This is a genomic window from Catenuloplanes sp. NPDC051500 (assembly GCF_044454585.1).
Lineage (GTDB): Bacteria > Actinomycetota > Actinomycetes > Mycobacteriales > Micromonosporaceae > Catenuloplanes.
This window is the reverse complement of sequence record NZ_JBITDX010000026.1, coordinates 79,327-102,973: the sequence shown is the minus strand read 5'-3', so window position 1 is coordinate 102,973 and position 23,647 is coordinate 79,327. Positions and strand designations below refer to the sequence as shown.

Sequence of the window (23,647 nt, the reverse complement as noted above, 5' to 3'; positions counted from 1 at the left end):
GACGGTCAGTACGCCAGGTTCACGTGTGCCCGGTGACGGTCGCCCTTCTCGATCAGGTCGACGACGCCGAGCGCGTAGTCCGCGCCGGAGATCGCACCGCCGCCGTCCGGCTGGACGGCCACGTCGTCGCCGATCCGGTACTCGCCCCGGCGCTCTCCGGGCGAGTGTGAGCCGAACTGCCCGGCCGGGCTGACGAACACCCAGTCGAGCGTCTCCGGCGTGGCCGGGAGGTCGTCGACCACGAGTGCGGCCACCGTGATCATCTCCTGGTGGTACTCCGCGGGCGCGTGGCTGAGGTCCGTCACGAAGCGCGGGGCTCCGGCCGCCGGTCGCAGCGACGAGAAACCGCCGACGATGAACAGCGGCGCCTTCTGTGCCGCCGCGAGACTGCCGATCGTACGGTACACGTCGCGGTACGAGCCGGTCAGCGGGCCGCGCGGTGCGAGCGCGCCCACCACGACGTCCGCGCCGGCCACGACCTCGGACAGCGCGGTCTCGTCGGCGGCGTCGCCCTGGACGTAGGTCACGCCCTGCACCGGCGCGTCCGGGGCCGAGCGGCTGAACGCGGTGACCTGGTGCCCACGGGCGGCGGCCTCGGCGACGATTGCCGATCCGGCGTATCCGGTGCCGCCGATGACGGTGATGCGGGACATGGTGATGCCTTTCTCCGACGATGTGTCCGGGGCCCACGATCGGGCCTCCTCAGTTACCGTAAGAGAGCAGATCTCCATCGGGAAGAAGGCACTTCGTGGTAACCACTCAGGCGGTCCCGGCTCTCTGTGGCAATCCGTATGCCGCTGACTGCTCCACCCGCCGCATCCTGGACCGGATCGGCGACCGCTGGACCGTCCTGATCGTCGGCATCCTCGGCGACGGCGAGGCCCGCTTCTCCGAGTTGCGGCGCCGCATCGACGGCGTCTCCCCGAAGATGCTCACCCAGACGCTGCGCGGCCTGGAACGCGACGGCCTGGTGAGCCGCACCGTCCACCCCGAGGTCCCGGTCCGCGTCGTCTACGCCCTCACCGACGCCGGCCGCACGCTGCTGGGCCCGCTCCGTGCGCTCCGGGAGTGGTCAATCGCGCATCTCGGCGACGTCGCCGCCTCCCAGCGCGCCTACGACCAGGCGGAGTAGACGCCCCGGTCCTGTCCGTGGCACGCGGAACCGGCAGGGAGGCCGCCTGCGGCCGACCGGTGTCGCCGGGAGGCCTCGGGCGGTGATGTGCGATCAGCCGGGTATATCAGCATTTTTAGAGGTCTATGACCCGACGGGGGCCGGCGGCGCGGGACACCTGGCCGCGCGGGCCCGTGACCTGCGGTCCGCGAACGCCGGCCTGCAGGCGGCCGCACCATCATAAAGCTGGTGGCGGCTTTCTCGCGGGCGGTCAGGACGTGGTCGACGGCGCCGGTCGGGACCGTGGTCTCGCAGCTGACCGTGCGGCACGCGCGCTACCGGACCGGGAGGGACGTGCGCAGGAAGTCCCGGAAGGCGCGTGGCGGCCCGCCGGTGATCTCCTCGACGCATGCCGTGGTGCGGTCCTCCGCGCCGCCCGCGATCGCAAGGTCCAGCCCGGCGAGCAGGTCGGCGAAGGCGGCCGGCACCCCGTGCGCCTGGTGGCGGGCCGAGAGTGCGGCCGCGCTGACCCGCCGGTGCCGGACCGGGCCGCCGGTCACCTCGCTCAGCGCGGCGGCGACGTCGTCGAAGCTGAGCGGCGCCGGCCCGGTCAGCACCACGTCACGACCGGCCGGGACCGCCCCGGTCAGGAACCGGGCGGCGACCGCGGCGATGTCGTCCGGGTCGATGAACGGCACTCGGCCGTCCTCGGTGGCGCTGACGATCTCGCCGTCCGCGCGCGCCGAGTCGCCGTGCAGGTGGCCGGGGGTGAAGTTGCTTGCGAACCAGCTCGGCCGCAGCACCACCCAGTCCGGCACGTGATCGGCCAGCCGCGCGCCGACCGCTCCCGGGCCGGGCCCGCCGACCGGGATCGCGGACGAGCCGAGCAGGACGATCCGCCGCACTCCGGCCCGGCGCGCCTCCTCAAGGAATGGCGTCACCACCGGCTCCGGCTCGGCGACGCCGGGCGGCAGCACGAGGTAGACCGCGTCCACCCGCTGCAGCGCCGGCCTGTGGGTCGCCGGCTCGGACCAGTCGAAACGCACGTCCGCGCGCGCCGACCGGCCTGCCTTTCGAGTTGGCACTCCCGCGTCCGCCAGCCGCCGGGCGAGGCGGCTGCCGGTGGTGCCGGTCGCGGCCGTGATCAGCACGGTCATGCGGAGACCTGCTGGAACAGCATCGGGTTCCAGTAGTCGCGGTAGTGACGGATGAGCCCGCCGGTGATCGTCAGCACCGCGATGTACCGCGCGGTGTAGGGCGCGCCGCTCGCGACGACGAGCCCGCTGGCCGCCATCTCCGCGATGATCACGTCCGGGTCGGCCGTCTCGTGGACGACGACGTCGTGGATGCGCTGGATGTTCACCATGTCGGTGTAGCCGTCGAGATAGGACTCGACCGCGGCGCGCCCGTCGAGCCGCTCCGGCCGCCCGGGCGGCGCGAACGGGAACTCCATGACTGCGTCGTTCGCGTAGAGCGCGGTGAACGCGGCCATGTCGTGGGCGAGTAGGGCGTCGGTGGCACGGCGGAAGACGGCCGTGGGTGTGTCGGTCATGATGGTGCCCCTCTAAACTGCGGACTGCCGGTCCGCTTAACCGTAGCGGACTGCCGGTCCGTTTGTGAAGGGTGGGGCGCCGTGCGAGCAGACAAGGTGCGCAACCAGGAGGCCGTGCTCGCTGCCGCCGGCCGGCTGTTCGACCAGGCCGGCGACCCGGACGAGGTGTCGATGGACGCGATCGCGGCCGCCGCCGGCGTCGGAAAAGGCACGATCTTCCGCGGGTACGGCGACCGCCGCGGCCTGATCCGGGCACTCTATGACGCGCGGGTGGCCAGGGAGCTTGTGCTCGACGGCTCCGGCGGCACCCCGGCGGAGGCCGCCCTCGACCTGCTTGATCGCGTGTGGACGTTCAAGGAGCGCAATCGCGCCCTCGCCTCGGCGCTGGAGCGGGAGGGGCACGGCAGTCCCTACCAGAGCGCCGGGTACGACCGGCTGCACGCGGTGCTGACCGACCTGGCCGGGCGGGCACGCGGGCCGGAGAACGCCGCATTCCTCGCGCACGTGCTACTCGGGGCCGTCCGCAGCGATCTGGTGGAGCACCTGCGGCAGGACGATTCCGTGGACCCGCGGGCCGGGCTGCGCGATCTCGTCCGCCACGTGTTCGGCACGGCCTGATCGAGAACCGGCCAGCCCGCGCCCCCACCCGGACCGGCCGATAACGTTTTCGGAAGCCGTCAGTGCAGGAAACTGCCGTACGGCCCGTTCAGGATGCCGTTCTTCTGCGCGGCGCTGAAGTGCGTGTTCGGGTAGTTGTAGAACGACGCGGACATCGGCGTGCCGTCCGTCGAGGTCGAGTCCGGCAGCCCGAAGGCGTGGCCGAGTTCGTGCACCATCCCGCCGTACCACCGATTCATCGCGCCGTTGATTCCCGCGGCCCCGTCCGCGTCGTGTCCACTGAGGATCACCCACCCGCCGCCGCCCCCGCCACCCGAGCAGGCCGACTCCGCACTGATCTCCCCGACGTTGATCCACCTTCGGTCCGGCGCCTGCAGCCCGAGCTTGCGCATCAACTCCTGCTGCATGTTGAACACCACCCACCAGTAGCAGTCGTTGCCATTTGGCGTGTTCTCGTACCAGGCATGCGGGTGATCCCCGTTCACCACCTCGACCACCGGCTCATTGAGCGTGAACGTCTTCCCCAGCTCCCGCCGGTAGTAGCTCTGCGCCTCCCGCATCACCCCGGCGATCCCGTCGACATACCGCTTGTCATACGGCACATCCGTCGGCCGCAGCCAATAGACCCGGACCGTGCCGGACGGCGGCGCAGCCTGCGCCGACGCCTCTGCCACGGACCCGGCCTGCGCCGGGGCCGCCACCGCGAAGACCGCCAGGGCAGTGGCAAAGGCCAGCACCGCGGCGACAAACCGGGCAGGGCGCGATCGTTGGAGCGTCATCATCGCCTCCTAAGAGTTGATAGCTCTCAATGCCTTACCATCCTCCACGAAAAGGTTTTCGGCAACCCGGCTCCACCCGGCGGTGCGCACAGCCGCCAGCGCTTCGACATGGCGGCATGCGCATGGACCGGGAGGGTCAGAGTCCGATCACGGCCGCGCCACGAGCCCTTCGAGCCACTCCTGGTGAAAGGCGACGAGGTTGGTGCGCAGCCGGGCGGCGAGCAGCGTGGGCACGGGTCCGGCCTGGACCTCCTCGGTGACGATCCGGCACCCGCCGTCGGCTGTCGGGTAGAGGGCCCAGCGGTGATACCCCCGGGAGCCGCGGGCCGTCCCGCGCCACGCGAGTGCCTGCGACGGGACCAGTTCCGTGACAGTGGTGGTGACGCGCACGCCGAGGGTCTTCCAGCTGAACGTCGTTCCCAGCGCAAGGTCCTCTCCCGGCGCGATGCCCCGCACGTCGGATGCGTGCGGATACCACGCCGGCCACTCGGCGGCGCGCACGAGTGCCGGCCACAGGTCGCCGGCGGGGCGCGTGGAGACGATCTCGTTGTGCGTGAAGACCGGAGCCTGATCGGGGTGGAACGAGTCCGGCCAGTCGGGAAGTGCAGACATATCAGGTGTCCATTCGCACGGTCTTATCGCAAGTCGTCTTGCGATAATCGGAGACTAGCCCCGGCCGTGGACGCATCGCAAGCCGAGTTGCGTAAGATTGCCGGCATGGCGGACCAGCAGAGGCAGCCGCGCCGACGGGGCGAAACCGTCCGGAGGGCTGTGCTCGACGCGGCGGCGGCAGAGTTGACGGCCGCAGGTGTGGAGCACGTGACCATCGCGGGCGTCGCGGCCCGTGCGGGGGTTCACGAGACGTCGATCTACCGCAGGTGGGTGACGAAGGAGGCGCTGCTGCTGGAAACGGCTCAGGAGCAGACCGCGGGCGCAGTTCCTCAGCCCGATACGGGTTCACTCCGCGGTGACCTGGTGGCCCTGGTCCTGTCACTAGACGCGTTTCTCAGGTCCCCCATCGGCGGCGCGTTGCTCCGCGTCGCGCTCACGGCGTCGACGGCGGACGGCGCGACCGCGCGCGAGACGTTCTGGCTCGACCGTCTCAGCAACAGCGGCGGCATCATCGACAACGCGCGGTCCCGAGGTGAGATCCGTCCTGCGGTCGATCCCGACCTGCTCATGCAGGCAGTGGTCGGATCAGTTCACCTGGGCGCGATCTTCGGTGGGCGTCCCCTCGACCGTGCGGGCGCAGCGAGACTTGTCGACCTCCTGCTCACCGGGGCGGGAGAGCCGGCCACCGGTCTGTAGTACCGACTGCGTTCGCCACCGCAGGATCACCCCTGCGCCGGTCCACGGCACTGCCGGCGCCGACTCCGGAGTCGGCGATGAAGACGGAGTCGGCGCACGGCAGTGGTCACCCGGCGGAGGCGACGACCGGCTGGTCCGGGTTGTCGCGGCCGGGGGACTCGGCGTGGATGTCCTCGGCCCAGTGGCAGGCGACGCGGTGGTTTGCGGCCCCGATGGAGATGGTGCGCAGCAGGGGCCGCTCGTCCGTGCAGCGGGTCGGGCGGGCCCAGGGACACCGGGTGTGGAAGCGGCACCCGGACGGCGGGGCGGCGGCGGAGGGGAGGTCGCCCTTGAGGATGATCCGCTCGCGGCGGTCCTCGATGTCGGGGTCGGGAACCGGAACGGCGGAGACCAGGGCCCGGGTGTACGGGTGCAGCGGCGTCGCATACAGGTCGTCGCTGTCGGCCTCCTCGACCAGGGTGCCGAGGTACATGACGCCGACGGTCCTGGAGACGTGCCGGACCACGGCCAGGTCGTGGGCGATGATCAGGTAGGTCAGGCCGCGGGAGGCCTGCAGGTCGGCGAGCAGGTTGAGGATCTGGGCCTGGATGGAGACGTCCAGGGCGGAGACCGGCTCGTCCGCGACGATCAGGTCCGGCTGCACGATCAGCGCACGGGCGATGCCGATGCGCTGGCGCTGGCCGCCGGAGAACTCGTGCGGGTACCGCGACAGCGAGTTGCGTGGCAGGCCGACCGCGTCGAGGACGTCCGCGACCATGGCGCGGCGCGACGCCGTACCCGAGCCGATCTTGTGGGTGTTGAGGCCTTCGAGGAGGATCGTCTCGACGTTCTGCCGCGGGTCCAGGCTGGACATCGGGTCCTGGAAGACCATCTGCACGTGACGGCGCATGCCGCGCAGGTGCCGGCCGTTGAGGGCGGTCAGGTCGGTGCCGTCGTACCGCACCGTGCCGGTGGTGGGCGTGTTGAGGCGCATGATGGCGCGGCCGAGCGTGGACTTGCCGCAACCGGACTCGCCGACCAGGCCGTAGGAGCCGTGCCGGGGGATCTCGAAGGAGACGCCGTCGACCGCGCGCACGTGGCCGACGGTCCGGTTGATCAGCGCGCCCCGGACGATCGGGAAGTGCACGGACAGGTCTTCGACCTGCAACAGACTCATGACAGTGCTCCTGCTCGGACGCAGCGGTGGGTGTGCCCCTCGTCGACGATGTGCAGCGCGGGCGGCCCGGCCACGCACTCGTCCGCGCGCAGTTCGCAGCGGGGGGCGAACGCGCAGCCGTCCTGCCAGGGCAGCACGTCGCGGACCGAGCCGGGGATCGCGGCCAGGCGGTCGCCGCGCGGCGTGTCCAGCCGGGGAATCGAGCCGATCAGGCCGGTCGTGTACGGGTGCTGCGGCGTCGCGAACAACTGCCGGCGGCGGGCGGTCTCGACAAGCCGCCCGGAGTAGAACACGTTGACCCGGTCGCAGAGCCCGGCCACCACGCCGAGGTCGTGCGTGATCAGCAGCAGCGAGGTGCCGGAGTCCTTGACCAGCCCGGCGAGCAGGTCGAGGATCTGCGCCTGGATCGTCACGTCGAGCGCGGTGGTGGGCTCGTCCGCGATGATCAGCTTGGGCCGGCAGGCGACCGCGATCGCGATCAGCACGCGTTGCCGCATGCCGCCGGAGAGCTGGTGGGGGTAGTCGCGCAGGCGCCGGGCCGGGTCCGGGATGCCGACCCGTTCCAGCAGCTCGGCGGCCTCCTTCTTGGCGGCCGTTCCGCGCAGGCCGCGGTGCCGGGTGAGCACCTCGGTGACCTGCACGCCGATCGGCACGACCGGGTTGAGCGAGGAAAGCGGGTCCTGGAAGACCATGGCGACGTCCCGGCCGCGCACGTCGCGCAGTCGCCGCCGGTCGAGTCGCAGCAGGTCGGTGCCGTCGAACAGGGCCTGGCCGGTGATTGAGGCGCCGCGCAGCAGTCCCATGATCGCCATCGCGGTCACGGACTTGCCGCTGCCGGACTCGCCGACGAGGCCGACGACCTCGCCGGCGTCGACGGTGAACGACACGCCGTCTACCGCGCGGGTGGCGGGACGGCCCCTGGGCGCGAACGTGACGGCCAGGTCGGAGACGTCGAGCAACGGCATGGTCACCTTCGCAGCTTCGGGTCGAGGGCTTCGCGCATCGACTCGCCGAGCAGCGTGAACCCGAGCGCGATGACGATGATGCCGACGGAGGGGTAGACAGCCCATTCCGGGCGGACCGAGAGGTAGCGCTGCGCGTCCGCGAGCATGACGCCCCATTCGGGGATGGCCGCGTCCGCGTTGCCGAGGCCGAGGAAGGACAGCGCGGCCGCCTCGATGATCGCGGTGGCCAGGGTGAGCGTGGCCTGCACGATGACCGGGCCGACCGAGTTCGGCAGCAGGTGCGACCAGGCGATCTTCCACTGGGGTACGCCGAGCGCGATCGCGGCCGTGACGTATTCGCTCTCGGACTGGGCGAGCATCGCACCGCGCAGCAGCCGGGCGAAGATCGGCACGGACACCACGCCGATCGCGATCATGACGGTGGCCAGGCTCTGCCCGAGCAGCGCCGCGACGCTCACGGCAAGCAGCAGGCTGGGCACCGCGAGCAGCATGTCGACGAAGCGCATGATGATCGAGTCGATCCAGCGTCCGGCCCGGCCGCCGAGCCCGGCCGCCGCGCCCGCGATGCCGCCGACGAGCACGCCCACGGCCAGGCCGAGAAGCGTGGAGACGACGCCGACGATCAGGGTCTGCCGGGCGCCGACGATCAGCCGGCTGAACTCGTCGCGGCCGAGGTGGTCGACGCCGAGCCAGTTCTCCGCGCGTGGCCCGGGGAACGCGCCGCGTGCCTCGCTGATCTCGCCGCGCCAGGTCTGCGCGATCGGGTCGTGCGGGACGATAAGCGGGCCGACGATCGCGATGACCACGAAGGTCAGGACGATGATCGCACCGACGATCGCGGCCGGGCTGCGGCGCAGCCGCACGAGCGCGTCCTGCCAGAGGCTGAGGCCGGGTTGCTCCGCGAGACGGTCGATGCGGTCGGCCTTGCGGGTCAGGATGCTCACCGGACCCGAATCCGCGGGTCGATCAGGCCGTAGGACACGTCCACCACCAGATTCACGAGTACGTAGATGAGCGCGATGAACAGGATGAAGCCCATCAGCACCGGATAGTCCAGCTCGGAGATCGCCTGGGCCAGGAACGCCCCGATCCCGGCGAACGCGAAGACCGTCTCGGTGAGCACCGCGCCGGACAGCAGCGTGCCGGTGAGCAGGCCGATCGTGGTCGAGACCGGCAGCATCGCGTTGCGCAGCACGTGCCGGCGGCGCAGCACCCGGTCGGTGAGGCCTTTGGCCTCCGCGGTGCGCACGTGCTCGGTGCCGAGCACCTCGATCACGCTGGCCCGGGTGATCCGCACGATCGCGGCGAGCGGGATGCTGGCCAGCGTGAGTCCGGGCAGGACCAGGTGCCAGAGCGCGTCGAACGCCGCGTCCCACTCCTGGGTGAGCAGCCCGTCGAGGACGTAGAAGCCTGTCACGTGGGTGGCGTCGATTGTCGGGTCCTGCCGCCCGGTGGACGGGAACCAGCCCAGGTTCTCCGCGCCGACCGCCTTCAGCACGTAGCCGAGGAAGAAGATCGGGATGCAGACGCCGACAAGCGACCAGCCGACACTCAGCTGGTCGAGGATCGAGCCCCGGTGCCGCGCGGCCAGGTAGCCGAGCGGGATGCCGACGCCGATCGCGATGATCATGGCGGTGACGGTGAGCTCGACCGTGGCCGGGAACCGGTCGGCGAACTCGGTGAGGACCGGCCGCCGGGTGGAGATCGACGTGCCGAGGTCGAAGCGGGCCAGCCGCTCCAGGAACTTGCCGTACTGCACGATCAGCGGCTCGTCGAGGCCGAGGCTACGACGGATCAGCTCAAGCTGTTCCGGCGTGCCCCGGTCCCCGAGGAGCGCGGTCTCCGGACCGCCCGGCAGCTGACGCGGCCAGATGAACAACAGAATCGACAGGCCGAACAGCGTCGGTACGAGCTGCATCAGCCGCCGGGCGATGAAGCGACCCATTTAGCTCGTGTACTCCGCGGTGTAGAGGCGCAGCTCGCTGCTGAGCGGGCTGGTCTTGATGCCGGTCAGGTTCTTGCCGAGCACGAGCGCGGCAGGCGTGTGCGAGATCGGGATCGCCGGGAGGGTCTCCATGATCTTCGCGTTGAGCTGCTTGTACAGCTCGGTGCGCTTGGCCGCGTCCGGCTCCGCGTCGGCCGTCTTGAACAGGTCGAACAGCGCCTGGTCGGTGAAGCCGAAGTCCTTGCGCGGCCGGTCGAAGAACGTGCCGATGAAGTTGTACGCGTCGCCGTAGTCACCGGTCCAGCCGAGCATGTGCAGGTCGTGGTCGGACGTGGTACGGATCGCGGCCAGGTAGTCAGGCGTCCACTTCAGCGGCACCGGCTGGATGGTGATGCCGGCCGCCTCGAGGTCCGCCTTCTGGATCTCGAACAGGTCCTTGGTGCTCGGCATGTACGGCCGCTGGACCTCGGTCGGGTAGTAGTACTTGAGCGTCAGGCCCTCCGCGCCTGCCTCTTTCAGCAGCGCCTTCGCCTTGGTGACGTCGTACGGGTACTTCGTGACGTCCGGGTTCCAGCCCGCAAGCGTCGGCGGGATGAACTGGGTGGCGACCTCCGCGCCCGGCGGGAGCTTCGAGTCGACAAGCGCCTGCCGGTTCAGTGCGATCGCTATCGCCTGGCGGACCCGCAGGTCCTTCAGCTTCGGGTTCGCGGCCTGGTCGATGCCGAGGTAGAGGATGTTGAACGCCGGCTTCATGAGCACGTTGAAGCCCTCGTCCGCGAGCGGCTTCTGGTCCGCGGGCGCGACCGCGTCGTACCCCTGGATGTCGCCGGAGCGCAGCGCCTGCTTACGCGCGGCCTCGTCCGGGATGGCCGTGAAGATGACCGTCTTGATCTTGGCCTTCGCACCCCAGTAGCCGTCGTAGCGCTCAAGCGTCACCCGCTTCGCGGCCACGTCCCAGGAGACGAACTTGTACGGCCCGGTGCCGGTCGGGTGCGCCTTGACGTACTCCGGGTACTCCACAGACTTGGTGGTGCCGCCGATCGTGGCGCCGAACTTCTGCATCGCCGCCGGGCTGTGCATCGAGAACGACGGCAGGCCCAGCGCGGACGGGATCTTGCTCGACGTGCGGGTGAGCGTCAGCACGGCCGTGGCCGGGTCGGTCGCCGCGCACGACTTGTAGAGGCTCGGCGGCAGCGTGTCGCTCTCGTTCTTCGCGAACCCGCCGAACACGTCCTGCCAGTAGCCGGTCACGTCCGGGCTCTGCATGACACCTGCCGCGTTGAACCAACGGTCGAAGTTCGCACAGACCGCGGCGCCGTCAAGCGCCGTCCCGTCGTGGAACGTCACACCCTGCCGGATCTTGAACGTCCAGGTCAGGCCGTCCGGGCTGGACTGCCAGCTCTCCGCGAGACCGGCCTCCACCTCCGTACCGCCCGGCACCGGCTGCACGAGCGTCTCGAACATCTGCCGCGCCACCCGCAGCGTCTCGCCGTCCTTCGCGAACGACGGGTCGAGCATCTTCGGGTCCGCCGCGACGCCGAACACAAGCGTCTGATCGCCCTCGGCCGTCTCACCCCGCTTACTCTCCGCACAGCCCGCGGAGAGCAACACGGCCGCCGTTGCCACGGCCGCGGTCACCGCCTTCGCCCTGAACGCCTGCATGACGCCTCACCTCATGGTCACGGGAGAACTATTCGACGCGTCCACTGTGTCAAGCCATAGTGGATCATGTGGTCATGTCGATGAGATTTCCTACCACAGGGTGACGGCCACCAATGCCCCGGGGCATCAGGAATTCAAATATTCAGCGATCTCGTCCGGCCACCGGCGTACCTCCGCTTCACTCGTTGCGACCTGCAACTTTGCGTTCGGGAGCACCTCGGACAGCATGCGTGCGGAGCCGACCGGATGCACCGGATCCGTGTCCCAGGCGAGGATCAGGGCGGGCTGCCGGATCATCGCCAGAGCGTCACGGCCCGGCAGATCGGAGGCAGCCGCACCACGCAGCACGGAGGGCAGCAGCCCATCACCTACCGAAACCCTCTGCGGGTACGAGGCCAGGCCCGCGAAGATCGGCGGAGGCGCGGACGGCGCGCCGTCGAACGAGGCCGCAGCCGCCTCCGCCAGGTAGAGACGGGCGGCCCCGGCCCTTGTCACGCCGGTCGTCGGCGGGATGATCAGCACCAGCCGCCGGAACCGCTCCGGCGCGGTGACCGCCGCCCACAGCAGCGTCCCGCACCCCATCGACGCGCCCATGAAGTCCGTCGTGCCGGTCTCCTCCGCCACCGCGATCAGGTCCTCGGCCAGGCGCGGCCAGGTGTAGTCCTCCACCACCGCCCGCCCCGACGACTCACCGTGCGCCCGCGCGTCGTACCGGACCATCCGCCGCGTCCCGGTCACCGGCGCCCAGTCGTGCAGCCCCCGCGCCTCCTCCGCCGCCCTGCTCAACATCATCCCGTGCGCGTACCCGACCGCCGGCCCGTCACCCCGCACCCAGCAGGCAAGCTCCGCACCCGGCCGCCGCACCCAGAGATCCACCACGCGACCATGATGCCCTCGACGATGCCCTCCCGTACCGGCCGGGTGAATTCCGGGACACCAGCCGTGCGGGTGACGCCCTCCACCAGGGACAGTCTCCGACGACCGCTGACGAGCCGACTTGTCGGCGGATGTCGATACCGTAAGACTGTCGCAGTGCGGGAGTACCAGGAACTCGGTGGGCGATATCGGCTGGACAGCGAAGTGGGACGCGGCGGCATGGCGGTGGTCTGGCGCGCCCACGACGAGGTGCTCGGCCGGCTCGTCGCCGTCAAAGTCCTGGCCGGGCAGTACGTCACCGACCCGGAGGCACGCCTGCGCATCCGCGAGGAGGCGCGCGCCGCGGCCCGGCTGTCACACCCCAACATCGCCCAGGTCCACGACTTCGGCGAGGCCGCGGACGGCGACGACGTCCTGCCGTACGTGGTCATGGAGCTGATCAGCGGCGTCTCCCTGGCCCGGCGGCTGCGCAAGGGACCACTACCGCTGACGGAGGCGCTGCGCTGCTGCGCCGAGGTAGCGGCAGCACTGACCGCCGCCCACGCGAAAGGGCTCGTGCACCGCGACATCAAACCCGCAAACGTGATGATGACCCGGCAGGGCGCCAAGGTCGTCGACTTCGGCATCGCCGCGGCCGCGACACCGGGCAGCGGCGGCGGGCCGGTCGGCGTGCCGATGGGCACCCCGGCGTACATCGCCCCGGAACGCCTCACCGGCGACGGGGTACACCCGGCCACCGACGTGTACGCGCTTGGCGTGCTGCTCTACCAGCTGGTCTCCGGCCGCGCGCCGTGGACCGCGGAGAGCATCACCGAGATGCTTGACGCGCACATCTACACGGAGCCGGACCCGCTGCCGCCGCTGCCGGAGGTGCCCGCGGAGATCGTCGACCTCTGCCACCGCTGCCTGCGCAAAGACCCGGCGGAGCGGCCGAGCGCCCGGGACGCCGCGGTCGTGCTGGCGGGCGCGGCCGGGGTGCAGGTCGTCACGGCCGATCCGCAGACGGACCTGGACGGGGTCGTCGGGCTGCCGGACCGGGACTACGTCGGTGTGGCAGCCGACGTCGCCGGGCCGGGTGGTGCCGGCGCGTCAAGCCCGGCCGGCGATCACGGCGGGCCGGCGGTGGTACCGGCAGTTGTGGTTCCGGCGGCGGTCCCGGCCGGGGCATCTCCGGCAGCGGTGGGCACGCCGAGGTCGCCGTACCGCCCGGACGGAAACGCGCCGACCGGCAGTCTCTCGTCCGCCGGCAACGCCATGCCGCCGGGTAGCGCCATATCGCCCGGCAGCGCTATGCCATCAGGTAGCGCCATGCCATCAGGTAGCGCCACACCACCCGGTAGCGGCATTTCGGACGGCAGCGGCATTCCGGCTGGTAGCGGCCCGACGACCAGCAGCGGCACGCCAGCCGGCAGCGCCGCGCCAGCCGGCAGCGCCGCGCCAGCCGGCAGCGCCGCGCCAGCCGTCGGAAGCGGGACGAATCCCAAGGACGAGACGCGCGACGTCCGGCGCCGGAACCGTGCACTCGTGGGTGCGCTGGCGGTGGCGGCAGTGGGTGGACTGGCGGTGATGGGGGTCCTCACGAACGACGACGTGCAGGACTCCTCATCCCCTACGCCTCCGGCCGTGTCCGGTACGAGCACCGTCCCGGTCGCGACCGGGCTCCCACCCGACTCCGCCACGGGCGCTCCGGGACAAGCGGTCCCGGGACCCGCCCGCGACGGATCGGCGAGCAGATCCGCGGAGGCGACAACGTCACCCGGCGGGCTGGCGAAGACGTCAGGCGTCATCCCCGCGCAAACCCCGGACGCGCCGGTGACCAGCGCCCCGGCCGACTCCACGCCGTCACCGCCTCCCCCGGCGCCCGCCGCACAACCGCGCACCTTCACCTCGACGGGCGGCACCGTGGAGGCCGGCTGCACGGCGGCCGGCGTGGCGGAACTGGTGTCCTACGCGGCGATCAAGCCCTACAAGGTGGACAGCGTGGACGACGCGGCGGCCGAGGTCGTGTTCCGGCACGGCAACCGCTACCTGACCATGACCGTCACCTGCGACGGCAGCACCCCGTCCTCGGTCACCACAGGCGGTTGACCTCCGGCCATCTCATCCACAGTCACCCCGGCCGATCAGGGTAGGCCGGTTGTCTGCGACGGCGACGGCCTGGGCGCGAACGAGTGCTCACGATGTGTTCCTTGGGGCGGGCGCACAAGAGCCGGACGTCGCCGATGTCAGCGCACACCTCGTACCCAAGAGGTCGATCTTGAATGGTTTCGGATCGGGCGGGTGCGAATTGTCTGGTGGAGCCGGTATCAAGGAACCCCTACCGCTCTACTTATAGCCAATCATCGATATACTGCGTGCCGTGAAAGCGCTCGCAGCCCTCGCCGCCCTCGTCCTGATATCCCCCGCAGCCGACGCGACCGGGACCGGCATGCACGGCACCGGATCCTGTACGCCTGACCGAGAGACGCTGTTCTGCGAGGATTTCACGCGTCTGCCGGGTGGCAGCGCGGGCAGCATGGCGTGGGGCATCGACAGCCGGAACGGCACGCTCACCGTCGAGCGCGGGCGGCACGGAGACAAACTTCTTCATGTGCGGACGCGGGACAACGGCCGTGCGTTCCTGACCGTCAACGATCTTGCGGTGCCCGGCGACCGGCTCTACGGCCGGATGCGCGTCCGGGTGGCCGCGTTCCCCACCGCGCCGGACTGGGCGCACTTCACCCTCGTCGAGGCGACCGGGACCGGGAGCGCCGAGGTGGTGCGGCCGCTCGGCGGGCAGTGGGTGCCACCGGCCGGCCGGGCACTGTGGGGAATCGGCGCGGACGGCGGACCCACAGGCGACTGGACCGACTGGCAGGAGTCCGCGCCCGCCCAGGCCGGCCGCTGGCAGTGTGTCGAATGGCTGCTCGACCGGGACGGCAACCGCGTGCTGGTCTGGCTCGGTGACCCGGACTCTCCCACGCTGTCGGCCTCCGAGCAGGACCACGGCGGCGCCGACGTACCGTTCCAGTTGCCGGCCGTCACCACCGTCAAGATCGGCTGGCAGCTCTACCAGGGCGGCACCATGCCGGCCGGCTTCGACGTGTGGATCGACGACATCGCGCTCGCCCCGGACCGGCTCGGCTGCCCGCCCGCACATGCTCCTTCGCCACCGGGGCGATGATGCCCAGGGTGGCGCGGCGCCCGGGGCACGACGTTCAGGAAGGCTTGGCCTTCTGAGGGTAGAACGTCTCGTGACGGGCGAGCATGGCGACGAACTCGCCGATCTTGCGCTCGCGGGTCTCCGCCCGCTTGACGGAGTGCAGACGGTGGAAGAAGGCGTAACGATTGGTCTTGGTGAGGACGTCGAACATGGCCTGAGCCGCGGGGACGGCCGCGATCGCGGCGAGGAGGTCGGCCGGCAACTCGGCCTCCGACGACGGTGCGTAGGCGGCAGCCCATCGGCCGTCCGCCTTCGCGGCTTCGACAGCGGCGCGGCCCGCGGGCATCATCCGGCCCTCTTCCTCCAGCCGGGCCACGTGGGCGACGTTGCGTTGTGACCAGGAGCTGCGGGACCTGCGTGGGGTGAACCGGATCCACGAGGACTCCGCATCGCGCTTGCGGGCCTGGCCGTCGATCCAGCCGAAGCACAGTCCTTCGTCGACCGCCTGCTGCCAGGTAAGCGTGGTGACGGTGCCGCCCTTCTTGCCGAGGGCCAGCCACACCCCGATCGAGGTGCTGTGGTTGTCCGACAGCCAGGCTCGCAATCCTTCGGCATCCTCGACGATCAGCTCGTCCAGCTCAGGCGTCCCCATCACGGCAGGCTAGTCGACCCGCCCCGCGCAGCGGTCAGCAGCGGCGGTGCGGCCCGCTGTGGTGCGGCCTGCTGTGGTGCGGGTGAATCGGCGGGCGAGGTGGGCGAAGGCCTCGGTCAGCTCGTCGGGGCCGACGACGTCGATGTCGGCGTCGTAGCGGGCGATGGCGGCGGCGAGGCTGGTCCAGGACCAGGACCCGAGGGTGAGCCGGCATCGGTCGGGGGTGATCGGCTCGATGAAGCCGTCCCGGGTGTAGAGGGCGACGGTGGTGGCCGGCAGGTCGAGGATCACCGTGCCCTGGCAGGGCCAGTTGCCGGAAGCGTCCCCGGAACCACGGAAAACGCCGGTGACGTACGCGGCGACGTCTGCGCCGGGCAGCGCGCGGGGGGTGAAGCGTGGCCCGTTGGGGGTGCGCGGGCTGATCCGGTCGACCCGGAAGGTACGCCAGTCGTCGCGGTCCAGGTCCCACGCGATGAGGTACCACTTTCCGTCCCAGGTGATCACGTGGTGCGGTTCGGTACGGCGCGGCGGTTTCGTGGTGTCGGAGCCGTAGTCGAAGCGCAGGATCTCGCGGTCGCGTACGGCGGCGCTGACGGACAGGAGCACGGTGCCGTCGACGGGTTCGGCCGACCGGGTGGTGGGCCGCTGCACGGCGATGACGTCGAGGGCGCCGATGCGGTGCCGTAGCCGGGAGGGCATCACCTGGCGGATGGTGTTCAGCGCCCGCTCGGCGTCCTCGGCGAGACCGCTGTCCTGGGTCGTCGCGGCGATCTGCAGAGCGACTGTGAGAGCGACGGCCTGATCGTCGTCGAACAGCAGCGGGGGCAGTTCGGTACCGGCGCTGAGCCGGTAACCGCCCTCCGGGCCTTTGACCGCGGCGATGGGGTAGCCGAGTTCGCGAAGCCTGTCGACGTCGCGGCGCACGGTGCGCAGGCTGATGTCCAGGCGGTCCGCCAGCACGGTGCCCGGCCAGTCCCGGCGGGTCTGCAACAACGACAGCAGGGCCAGCAGTCGCGCGGAGGTTTTCGGCATGAAAATGATTCTGCCAGCAGTAGGTGACACACCCTGTCACCTACTGCTGCGAGTCTGGTTCTCGAGCCGGTCATCACGGCCCCTGCCGGAGCCTCCCGGCTACACCCTCGTCGGCAGCCTGATCGTCAGCGTCCTCCTGATGGCCATCTGAGGCGAAACAGCCCGAATTCCACGATTCAGTTCCCGTCAGTCGGGCCGATCACGCCCGGAAAACACCAAGGAGCACGCCATGGCCCTCACTACAAGCACGCACCTGAACTTCCGCGGCGACGCCCGCGCGGCACTGGAGTTCTACAAGTCCGTTTTCGGCGGCCACCTCACCGTCGTCGCCTACGCTGACTTCGGCATGCCCAAGGACCTGCCCGACGCCGACAAGGTCGTCTTCGGCCAGGTCACGGCCGACAACGGCTTCACGATCATGGCCTACGACGTACCGAGTCAGGCGCCCGCCGCCGCACCGGCCGCCACCACCACCCGCGAGCACGGCCTGACCCTGACCGGCGAGCGGTTCTTCGTCTCCGTCCGCGGCGAGACCGCCGACGAGGTCAGCGCCCTGTGGGACAAGCTCTCCGACGGCGCCGAGATCATCGAGAAGTTCGGACCCTCGCAGTGGGCGCCGGGCTTCGGGATGCTCACCGACCGGTTCGGCGTCACCTGGATCCTCGACGTCGCCGTGGCCTACGCCGGCTGACCGATCCCACCTCCGCGGTCCGGGGTCGCCGAGCCAGGCCACCCCGGACCGCCACCGTCCCGCGAAGGAAAAGCACATGCGCATGCGCCCCCTCGGTCGCACCGGCATCCAGGTCAGCCCCTACTGCCTGGGCACCATGATGTTCGGCCCGTTCGGCAATCCCGACCCCGACGACTGCGCCGCGATCATCCACCGGGCCCTGGATGCCGGCATCAACGTCATCGACACCGCAGACGTGTACGGCGGCGACGGCGAGACCGAACGCATCGTCGGCAAAGCCCTGAAAGGCCGCCGCGACGATGTCGTACTTGCCACCAAGTTCAACGGCGCAATGGGCACTGACCTGAACCGGCGCGGCAGTTCCCGGCGCTGGATCGTCACCGCGCTCGAGGACTCGCTGCGGCGTCTCGGCGTCGATCACATCGACCTCTACCAGGTCCACCACCCCGAACCCGGCACCGACATCGAGGAGACCCTCGCCGCCCTCACCGACCTGATGCGCGCGGGCAAGATCCGCGCGATCGGCCACTCCAACATGCCGGCCGCCGAGATCGTGGAAGCCCAGTGGACCGCCGACCGACGAGGGCTGGCACGGTTCCGCACCGAGCAGCCGACGTACTCCATCCTCAACCGCGGTATCGAACGCGACGTCCTTCCGGTCTGCGAACGCTACGGGATGGGCGTGCTGACCTGGAGTCCTCTCGCGTCGGGCCTGCTCACCGGCCGCTTCCGCCCGGGTGGTGAACAACCCTCCACCGGGCGTATGCACTGGGTGCCCCGGCACATGACGGACCCCCGCAACCACGCGGCCGTCGAACGACTGGCACCGATCGCCGACGACGCCGGACTGTCACTCACCAATCTGGCCCTGGCGTTCGTCGTCAGCCACCCCGCGGTCACCTCGGCGATCATCGGCCCCCGCACCATGGCGCACCTCGACAACCTGCTCGCCGGCGCCGGAGCCACTCTCGACGACGACACCCTCGACCGGATCGATGAGGTCGTCGCGCCGGGAACCAACCCCGGCACTCTCGACATCGCCTACACACCGCCCGCTCTTGAACACACCGACCGGCGCCGCCGCCGCACAAGCGACCGCGCCGCCGCCTGACCCACCCGCGCCCGGCCACCACACCCGCTGTGGAGGCGAGGGTGAAGTTCCCCCTCGCCCCCAGCGAGAGACCTCACGTGCTTCGGCTGTACGGCCCGCCGTGCACCACGTCCGATCAGCGGCGGGCTTGGATTGTCAGGTCGCCGCGGGTCTGCACGCGGATGTGGTCACTTGCGAGCATCGCATGGGGGAAGCCGAGGTCGATCGCGCTCACCTCGTTCAGGCGGCCAAGATGCGACGGGCCGAGGTCGACTTCCAGGGCTCCCAGGTTCTCCCGCAGTTGCTCGGTGGTCCGGGCCCCGATGACCGGCGCTGTCACCCCCGGGTTCTGCAGGGTCCAGGCGAGCGCGACCTGAGCCGGGGTACAGCCCAACTCCCCGGCGACCTCCGCGACCACGTCCGCGATGGCCAGGTTGCGCTCGGTCACGCTCCCGAGGGCCACGTTGAAGGCCTTCCGGACGCTGCCACTGTCGTGGTTCGGCGGGGTGGTCAGGTCCGCACGGCTGTATTTGCCGGTGAGCACTCCTCCCGCCAACGGCGACCACAGCACGGTGCCCAACCCCAGCTCCTGCGCCATCGGAATGAGGTCCCGCTCACCGGTCCGCTCCACCAGGTTGTACTCCAGCTGTAGCGCCACAAGCGGCGACCAGCCCCTCAGGTCGGCGATCGTCTGCATGCGGGAGACCTGCCAGGCCGGGGTGTTGGAAACGGCCACGTACAGGATCTTGCCCTGCCGGACCAGGTCGTCCAGTCCACGCAGGATCTCCTCCACGGGTGTGGTGGGATCCCACACGTGGAGGTAGAGAAGGTCGATGTAGTCGGTGTTCAACTGTCGCAGGCTGGTCTCGACCGCCCCGAACAGGCTCTTGCGGCCGGCACCTCCGGAGTTGGGGTCGTTCGGCCGGCGCAGGGTCGTGTACTTCGTGGCCAGCACGAGACCGTCGCGCCGGCCCTTGGCGAACTCGCCGATCATGCGCTCCGACGTGCCGTTGGTATAGGTGACCGCCGTGTCGATGACGTTCCCACCGCGCTCGACGTAGAGATCGAACAGCTTCCGGGCCTCGTCCTGCTCGGCCCCCCAGCCCCACTCGTTGCCGAAGGTGGCCGCGCCCAGCGCGAGCGGTGAGATCCGCAGGCCGGAGCGCCCCAGCTGCCGGTAGGTGTCGAGGGTGAGTGACATGTGCTGCTCCTGATCTCCAATTAACGGGGAGTTCCCCGCTTAGGCCACCGTACACTAAACGGGGATGTCCCCGATTGGCTCCTCACCGTCGAGCCGGACCAGCGATTGCGAGCGCCCATGACTCCCCGGTCAACCACTCTGCGGGCCGATGCCCAGCGCAACCGCGCACACCTGATCGCCACCGCCGCCGAGGCCTTCGCCTCCGGGCAGGTGACCTCTCTGGACGCGATCGCCAAACGCGCAGGGGTGGGCAACGCCACCCTCTACCGCCACTTCCCCACCCGGGAAGACCTGGTGGAAGAGGTCTACCGGGACCAGATCCGCCCGCTGCGCCAGGACGCACAGGCCTTCCTGGCCACCGAGCGGCCCGCCGAGGCTCTGCACGCCTGGATGCGCCGCTTCGCCGAGTGGGCGGGCGAACGTCGCGGCATCTGCGACGCCCTGGTTGCCATGAGCGCTTCCGGACGTTTCGGCACCGGCCCGGTCTGCGACGAGGTCCAGCAGATCCTGGGAATGGTGCTCGCGGCGGGCGCCGAGGCAGGGGAACTGCGCGCCGACATCGACCCGGTCGACGTCGGCGGCATCCTCGCCGGCGTGCTCTCCGTGGCAGGCGGACCGGACCAGCACGCCCGGCTCGAACGCATGCTCACCATCATCGTCGACGGGCTCAGAGCGCGCTGAACAGTCCGTCTGCCATCTCCATCGGGGCCGGGACCTGCGGGTAGCCTCGGTGGGTGAGTGTCACCCCGCTGTCCACCGCCGCCCTGGACCGTCGCTTCGCCCGTGATCTACCGGAGATGGCGGTCTCCTGGCAGGCCGAGCCGGTTCCGGACGCCCGGCTGCTCGTACTCGATGAGGATCTTGCCGGCGAACTCGGCCTGGACGTCGCCGAACTGCGCAGCCCGCAGGGCGTGGGCATGCTTGTCGGCACCACCGTCCCGGTGGGGGCGACACCTGTGGCACAGGCATACTCCGGTCACCAGTTCGGCGGGTTCAGCCCGCGCCTCGGTGACGGCCGTGCGCTCCTGCTCGGCGAGCTGGTCGACGCCCACGGCCGCGTACGTGACCTGCACCTGAAGGGCTCCGGGCGCACACCGTTCGCCCGCGGTGGCGACGGCCTGGCCACGGTCGGCCCGATGCTGCGCGAGTACATCGTCAGCAACGCCATGCACGCCCTCGGCATCCCCACCACCCGCTCCCTCGCCGTTGTGGCGACCGGGCGCACGGTGCACCGAGAGACCGGATTGCCGGGAGCGGTGCTCGCCCGGGTCGCCAGCAGCCATCTGCGCGTCGGGAGCTTCGAGTACGCACGTACCACCGGCGATGTTGATCTTCTTCGGCGCCTCGCCGACCACGCGATCAGCCGGCACCACCCGGCCGCCGCGGAGGCCGAGAACCCCTGTCTCGCCCTGTTCGAAGCGGTGGTCGACGCCCAGGCGTCCCTGGTGGCCCAGTGGATGCTCGCCGGGTTCGTGCACGGGGTCATGAACACCGACAACATGACGATCTCCGGCGAGACCATCGATTACGGGCCGTGCGCGTTCATCAACGCCTTCGATCCGGACACCGTCTACAGCTCGATCGACCACAGCGGCCGCTACGCCTACGGCAACCAGCCGGCGGTGGCCGAGTGGAACCTCGCCCGGCTCGCCGAAGCCGTCCTCCCGCTGCTGCACGCCGACGGGAAACACGCTGTCGCGCTCGCGATGTCGGCGCTGGAAAAATTCCGCCCGCGGTACGACGCCGCCTGGTCAGCCGGCATGCGGGCCAAGCTCGGCCTGCCCGGCGATGCCGACGAGGCGGTCGTCTCGCCGCTGACAGCGCAGTTGCTCGGCCTGCTCCAGGCGCACCACGTCGACTACACGTCATTCTTCCGCGCGCTCGCCGCTGCCGGGCGCGGCGACACCGCACCGATCCGGCACCTCTTCACCGACCCGGCGCGGATCGACGAGTGGACGGCGCACTGGCGGGCCCTGGGTCCGGACGCCGACGCGATGGACCGGGTCAACCCGCTGTACATCCCCCGCAATCACCTGGTCGAAGAGACCCTGACAGCCGCTGTCGACGGCGATCTGAGCCCACTCTCACGACTGCTCGATGCCGTCACCGCACCGTACGACGAGCGTCCCGGCCTCGAGCGGTACGCCGCTGCGGCAGCGCCCGACTTCGGCACTTACCGGACCTTCTGCGGCACCTGACAAGGCCGGTGTGGACGGAGATCGTTGCACCCCGGCTACTCGCCCGCGTAGCCCTGACGGTAGACAATGACGTACTTCAGTATTTAGTGCTGCGGGAGATCTTATGAAGCGTCGTCATGCTCTGCCAGCCGCCGCGGCGACCGCCGTGCTTGTGCTGGGCGGCTTGGCAGCTCTCCGCGGCCGGTCTTGACTGGAACGGCGATTGCCCGGGGCCGCCCGCAGCCTTACCTTATGGCTCTGGCGGGCGGGCCGCCACGATCGGGGCGGTGCGGCGATGACTGCGAACATCAGCGACGTGGAGGCCTCCGCGCTTGCCGCGGTCGACGAGGCGGAGATCGGCCGGACGCTGCTGAACCTGCTCGCCGTGCCCAGCGTGACGGGCAGCGACGCCGAGTCCGACCTGCAGCACCGGCTGGCCCGGCACCTCGAGCGGCTTGATCTCGACGTCGACCTGTGGGCGATGGACCTGGCCGCGCTGCGTGCCGACCCCGGCTTCCCCGGCGGCGAGGCGCCGCGTACCGAGGCGTGGGGGCTGGTCGGCGGCACCCGGCCGGGCACCGACGGGCCGAGCCTGATCCTCCAGGGGCACGTCGACGTCGTACCGCCGGGTGACCCGGCGCGGTGGGCGGGCGACCCGTTCCGGCCGCGGCTCGACGGCGACGTGGTGCACGCCCGGGGCGCCTGCGACATGAAGGCCGGCGTGGTCGCGATCCTGGCCGCGCTGGCCGCGATCCGCGCTGCGGGGGTCCGGCTGCACGGGCGGGTCGCCGCCCACTTCGTGGTGAGCGAGGAGGACGGCGGGCTCGGCGCGTTCGGCACGCTGGCCCGCGGCCACCGGGGCGATGCCTGCATCATCGCCGAGCCGACCGGCGGCACGCTGATGATCGCGAACGCCGGGGCGCTGACCTTCCGGATCGAGGTGCCCGGGAAGGCCACCCACGGCAGCACCCGGTACGCCGGGGTCAGCGCCATCGACGCCTACCTGCCGATCCATCAGGCGCTGGCCCGGCTGGAGGCGCGCCGCAACACCGGGGCCGGGCCGATGTGGGACGAGTACCCCGTGCCCTATCCGCTGTCGGTCGGCACCGTCCGGGCCGGTGACTGGGCCAGCAGCGTGCCGGACCTGCTGGTGGCCGAGGGGCGGCTCGGGGTACGGCTCGGCGAGGACCCGGAGGAGGCCCGCGCCGACCTGGCCGCGTGCGTCGCCGAGGCCTGTGCGGCTGACCCCTGGCTGCGCGACCACCCGGCCACTGTGACCTGGCCCGGTGGGCAGTTCGCAAGTGGCCGGCTGGCGGCCGGGCATCCGCTGGCCGCGCTTGTCGGGGGCGCGCACGCGGACGTCACAGGTGAGCCGCGGCCGCCGGAGCGGGGCGCGCCGTACGGCAGCGACCTGCGGCTCTATGCCGGGGCGGGGATTCCGACGCTGCAGTACGGGCCCGGTGACGTGCGACTGGCCCACGGGCCGCGGGAGCAGGTGCGGTTGAGTGAGGTGGTGACGGTGACCCGGGCGCTGGTGCTGGCCACCCTGCGCACGGCCGGCACCCGGTAGGCGCTTCTTCTCGGGCCAGGCCGTTGCGGTCGGGTAACCGGCCGCGCCCCGAGTGGACGGGGAGACCGCGTGCTCCGTCGTCAGGCGTCGCCGGTCAGGAGGCGGGGCAGCCCGAGTCAG

At 70.8% G+C, this 23,647-nt stretch carries 24 protein-coding genes; 10 read left to right on the top strand and 14 right to left on the bottom strand.

Annotation, left to right across the window (positions count from 1 at the left end):
* Nucleotides 1-5: 5 nt before the first annotated feature.
* Nucleotides 6-653, bottom strand: coding sequence for an NAD(P)-dependent oxidoreductase (locus ACIA8K_RS35610; RefSeq protein ID WP_396067520.1), 648 nt, complete (start codon nucleotides 651-653; stop codon nucleotides 6-8).
* 95 nt (nucleotides 654-748) lie between these two features.
* On the opposite strand from ACIA8K_RS35610, the gene ACIA8K_RS35605 reads away from it, so the two are divergent.
* The gene (locus ACIA8K_RS35605) at nucleotides 749-1,132 is read left to right on the top strand and encodes a winged helix-turn-helix transcriptional regulator (protein WP_396067518.1); all 384 of its coding nucleotides are present in this window, start codon (nucleotides 749-751) and stop codon (nucleotides 1,130-1,132) included.
* Nucleotides 1,133-1,446: 314 nt separating this feature from the next.
* On the opposite strand, the gene ACIA8K_RS35600 is transcribed toward ACIA8K_RS35605, so the two are convergent.
* Both ACIA8K_RS35600 and ACIA8K_RS35595 read right to left on the bottom strand, forming a co-directional pair.
* Nucleotides 1,447-2,268: an ergot alkaloid biosynthesis protein gene (locus ACIA8K_RS35600; RefSeq protein WP_396067516.1), complete on the bottom strand. Its 822-nt coding sequence runs from the start codon at nucleotides 2,266-2,268 to the stop codon at nucleotides 1,447-1,449.
* Complete coding sequence (locus ACIA8K_RS35595; RefSeq protein ID WP_396067514.1) at nucleotides 2,265-2,663, bottom strand: nuclear transport factor 2 family protein; 399 nt, start codon at nucleotides 2,661-2,663, stop codon at nucleotides 2,265-2,267. The genes ACIA8K_RS35600 and ACIA8K_RS35595 overlap by 4 nt, the downstream gene beginning before the upstream one ends.
* Nucleotides 2,664-2,744: 81 nt before the next feature.
* Here ACIA8K_RS35595 and ACIA8K_RS35590 point away from each other — a divergent pair, with 81 nt between their 5' ends.
* Complete coding sequence (locus tag ACIA8K_RS35590) at nucleotides 2,745-3,281, top strand: TetR/AcrR family transcriptional regulator (RefSeq protein ID WP_396067512.1); 537 nt, start codon at nucleotides 2,745-2,747, stop codon at nucleotides 3,279-3,281.
* 59 nt (nucleotides 3,282-3,340) lie between these two features.
* On the opposite strand, the gene ACIA8K_RS35585 is transcribed toward ACIA8K_RS35590, so the two are convergent.
* Together ACIA8K_RS35585 and ACIA8K_RS35580 are read right to left on the bottom strand one after the other, a co-directional pair.
* Nucleotides 3,341-4,060 (bottom strand): hypothetical protein, encoded by a 720-nt coding sequence (locus tag ACIA8K_RS35585; protein ID WP_396067510.1) that lies wholly within the window; start codon nucleotides 4,058-4,060, stop codon nucleotides 3,341-3,343.
* A gap of 147 nt (nucleotides 4,061-4,207) precedes the next feature.
* The gene (locus ACIA8K_RS35580) at nucleotides 4,208-4,672 is read right to left on the bottom strand and encodes an SRPBCC family protein (protein WP_396067508.1); all 465 of its coding nucleotides are present in this window, start codon (nucleotides 4,670-4,672) and stop codon (nucleotides 4,208-4,210) included.
* Nucleotides 4,673-4,777: 105 nt separating this feature from the next.
* Between ACIA8K_RS35580 and ACIA8K_RS35575 the strand changes: the two genes are divergently transcribed.
* Nucleotides 4,778-5,368: a TetR/AcrR family transcriptional regulator C-terminal ligand-binding domain-containing protein gene (locus ACIA8K_RS35575; protein ID WP_396067506.1), complete on the top strand. Its 591-nt coding sequence runs from the start codon at nucleotides 4,778-4,780 to the stop codon at nucleotides 5,366-5,368.
* Nucleotides 5,369-5,474: 106 nt separating this feature from the next.
* Here the strand turns inward: ACIA8K_RS35575 and ACIA8K_RS35570 are convergent, their stop codons facing one another.
* From ACIA8K_RS35570 to ACIA8K_RS35545, 6 genes are all read right to left on the bottom strand, one after another.
* Entirely contained in the window at nucleotides 5,475-6,524 is a 1,050-nt protein-coding gene (locus ACIA8K_RS35570) for an ABC transporter ATP-binding protein (RefSeq protein ID WP_396067504.1), read from the bottom strand.
* Nucleotides 6,521-7,489 (bottom strand): ABC transporter ATP-binding protein, encoded by a 969-nt coding sequence (locus ACIA8K_RS35565; RefSeq protein ID WP_396067547.1) that lies wholly within the window; start codon nucleotides 7,487-7,489, stop codon nucleotides 6,521-6,523. Before ACIA8K_RS35565 ends, ACIA8K_RS35570 begins: the two co-directional genes overlap by 4 nt.
* A 2-nt stretch (nucleotides 7,490-7,491) precedes the next feature.
* Nucleotides 7,492-8,433, bottom strand: coding sequence for an ABC transporter permease (locus ACIA8K_RS35560; protein WP_396067502.1), 942 nt, complete (start codon nucleotides 8,431-8,433; stop codon nucleotides 7,492-7,494).
* Nucleotides 8,430-9,434, bottom strand: coding sequence for an ABC transporter permease (locus ACIA8K_RS35555; RefSeq protein ID WP_396067500.1), 1,005 nt, complete (start codon nucleotides 9,432-9,434; stop codon nucleotides 8,430-8,432). The genes ACIA8K_RS35560 and ACIA8K_RS35555 overlap by 4 nt, the downstream gene beginning before the upstream one ends.
* Entirely contained in the window at nucleotides 9,435-11,096 is a 1,662-nt protein-coding gene (locus ACIA8K_RS35550) for an ABC transporter substrate-binding protein (RefSeq protein WP_396067498.1), read from the bottom strand.
* A gap of 126 nt (nucleotides 11,097-11,222) precedes the next feature.
* Entirely contained in the window at nucleotides 11,223-11,975 is a 753-nt protein-coding gene (locus ACIA8K_RS35545; RefSeq protein ID WP_396067496.1) for an alpha/beta fold hydrolase, read from the bottom strand.
* A 153-nt stretch (nucleotides 11,976-12,128) separates the two neighbouring features.
* On the opposite strand from ACIA8K_RS35545, the gene ACIA8K_RS35540 reads away from it, so the two are divergent.
* On the top strand, nucleotides 12,129-14,060 hold the full coding sequence (locus tag ACIA8K_RS35540; protein WP_396067494.1) for a serine/threonine-protein kinase: 1,932 nt from the start codon (nucleotides 12,129-12,131) through the stop codon (nucleotides 14,058-14,060).
* Nucleotides 14,061-14,331: 271 nt separating this feature from the next.
* Complete coding sequence (locus ACIA8K_RS35535; protein WP_396067492.1) at nucleotides 14,332-15,135, top strand: hypothetical protein; 804 nt, start codon at nucleotides 14,332-14,334, stop codon at nucleotides 15,133-15,135.
* Nucleotides 15,136-15,169: 34 nt separating this feature from the next.
* Here the strand turns inward: ACIA8K_RS35535 and ACIA8K_RS35530 are convergent, their stop codons facing one another.
* On the bottom strand, nucleotides 15,170-15,766 hold the full coding sequence (locus tag ACIA8K_RS35530; RefSeq protein WP_396067490.1) for a YdeI family protein: 597 nt from the start codon (nucleotides 15,764-15,766) through the stop codon (nucleotides 15,170-15,172).
* Between the two features lie 9 nt (nucleotides 15,767-15,775).
* Complete coding sequence (locus ACIA8K_RS35525) at nucleotides 15,776-16,798, bottom strand: helix-turn-helix transcriptional regulator (protein WP_396067488.1); 1,023 nt, start codon at nucleotides 16,796-16,798, stop codon at nucleotides 15,776-15,778.
* A gap of 229 nt (nucleotides 16,799-17,027) precedes the next feature.
* Here ACIA8K_RS35525 and ACIA8K_RS35520 point away from each other — a divergent pair, with 229 nt between their 5' ends.
* Both ACIA8K_RS35520 and ACIA8K_RS35515 read left to right on the top strand, forming a co-directional pair.
* A complete protein-coding gene (locus ACIA8K_RS35520; RefSeq protein ID WP_396067486.1) occupies nucleotides 17,028-17,489 on the top strand; it encodes a VOC family protein in 462 nt (153 codons plus the stop codon).
* Nucleotides 17,490-17,565: 76 nt separating this feature from the next.
* Nucleotides 17,566-18,600, top strand: a complete 1,035-nt coding sequence (locus ACIA8K_RS35515) for an aldo/keto reductase (protein ID WP_396067484.1) — start codon at nucleotides 17,566-17,568, stop codon at nucleotides 18,598-18,600.
* A 115-nt stretch (nucleotides 18,601-18,715) separates the two neighbouring features.
* Here ACIA8K_RS35515 and ACIA8K_RS35510 read toward each other — a convergent pair whose 3' ends face one another.
* Nucleotides 18,716-19,780, bottom strand: coding sequence for an aldo/keto reductase (locus ACIA8K_RS35510; protein ID WP_396067482.1), 1,065 nt, complete (start codon nucleotides 19,778-19,780; stop codon nucleotides 18,716-18,718).
* Nucleotides 19,781-19,897: 117 nt separating this feature from the next.
* Between ACIA8K_RS35510 and ACIA8K_RS35505 the strand changes: the two genes are divergently transcribed.
* The 3 genes from ACIA8K_RS35505 (at nucleotide 19,898) to ACIA8K_RS35495 (ending at nucleotide 23,527) form a co-directional block, all read left to right on the top strand.
* Nucleotides 19,898-20,461, top strand: a complete 564-nt coding sequence (locus ACIA8K_RS35505) for a TetR/AcrR family transcriptional regulator (RefSeq protein WP_396067480.1) — start codon at nucleotides 19,898-19,900, stop codon at nucleotides 20,459-20,461.
* A gap of 53 nt (nucleotides 20,462-20,514) precedes the next feature.
* Nucleotides 20,515-21,978, top strand: a complete 1,464-nt coding sequence (locus tag ACIA8K_RS35500; RefSeq protein WP_396067477.1) for a YdiU family protein — start codon at nucleotides 20,515-20,517, stop codon at nucleotides 21,976-21,978.
* A gap of 274 nt (nucleotides 21,979-22,252) precedes the next feature.
* The gene (locus tag ACIA8K_RS35495) at nucleotides 22,253-23,527 is read left to right on the top strand and encodes an ArgE/DapE family deacylase (protein ID WP_396067475.1); all 1,275 of its coding nucleotides are present in this window, start codon (nucleotides 22,253-22,255) and stop codon (nucleotides 23,525-23,527) included.
* The last annotated feature ends 120 nt before the right edge of the window (nucleotides 23,528-23,647 follow it).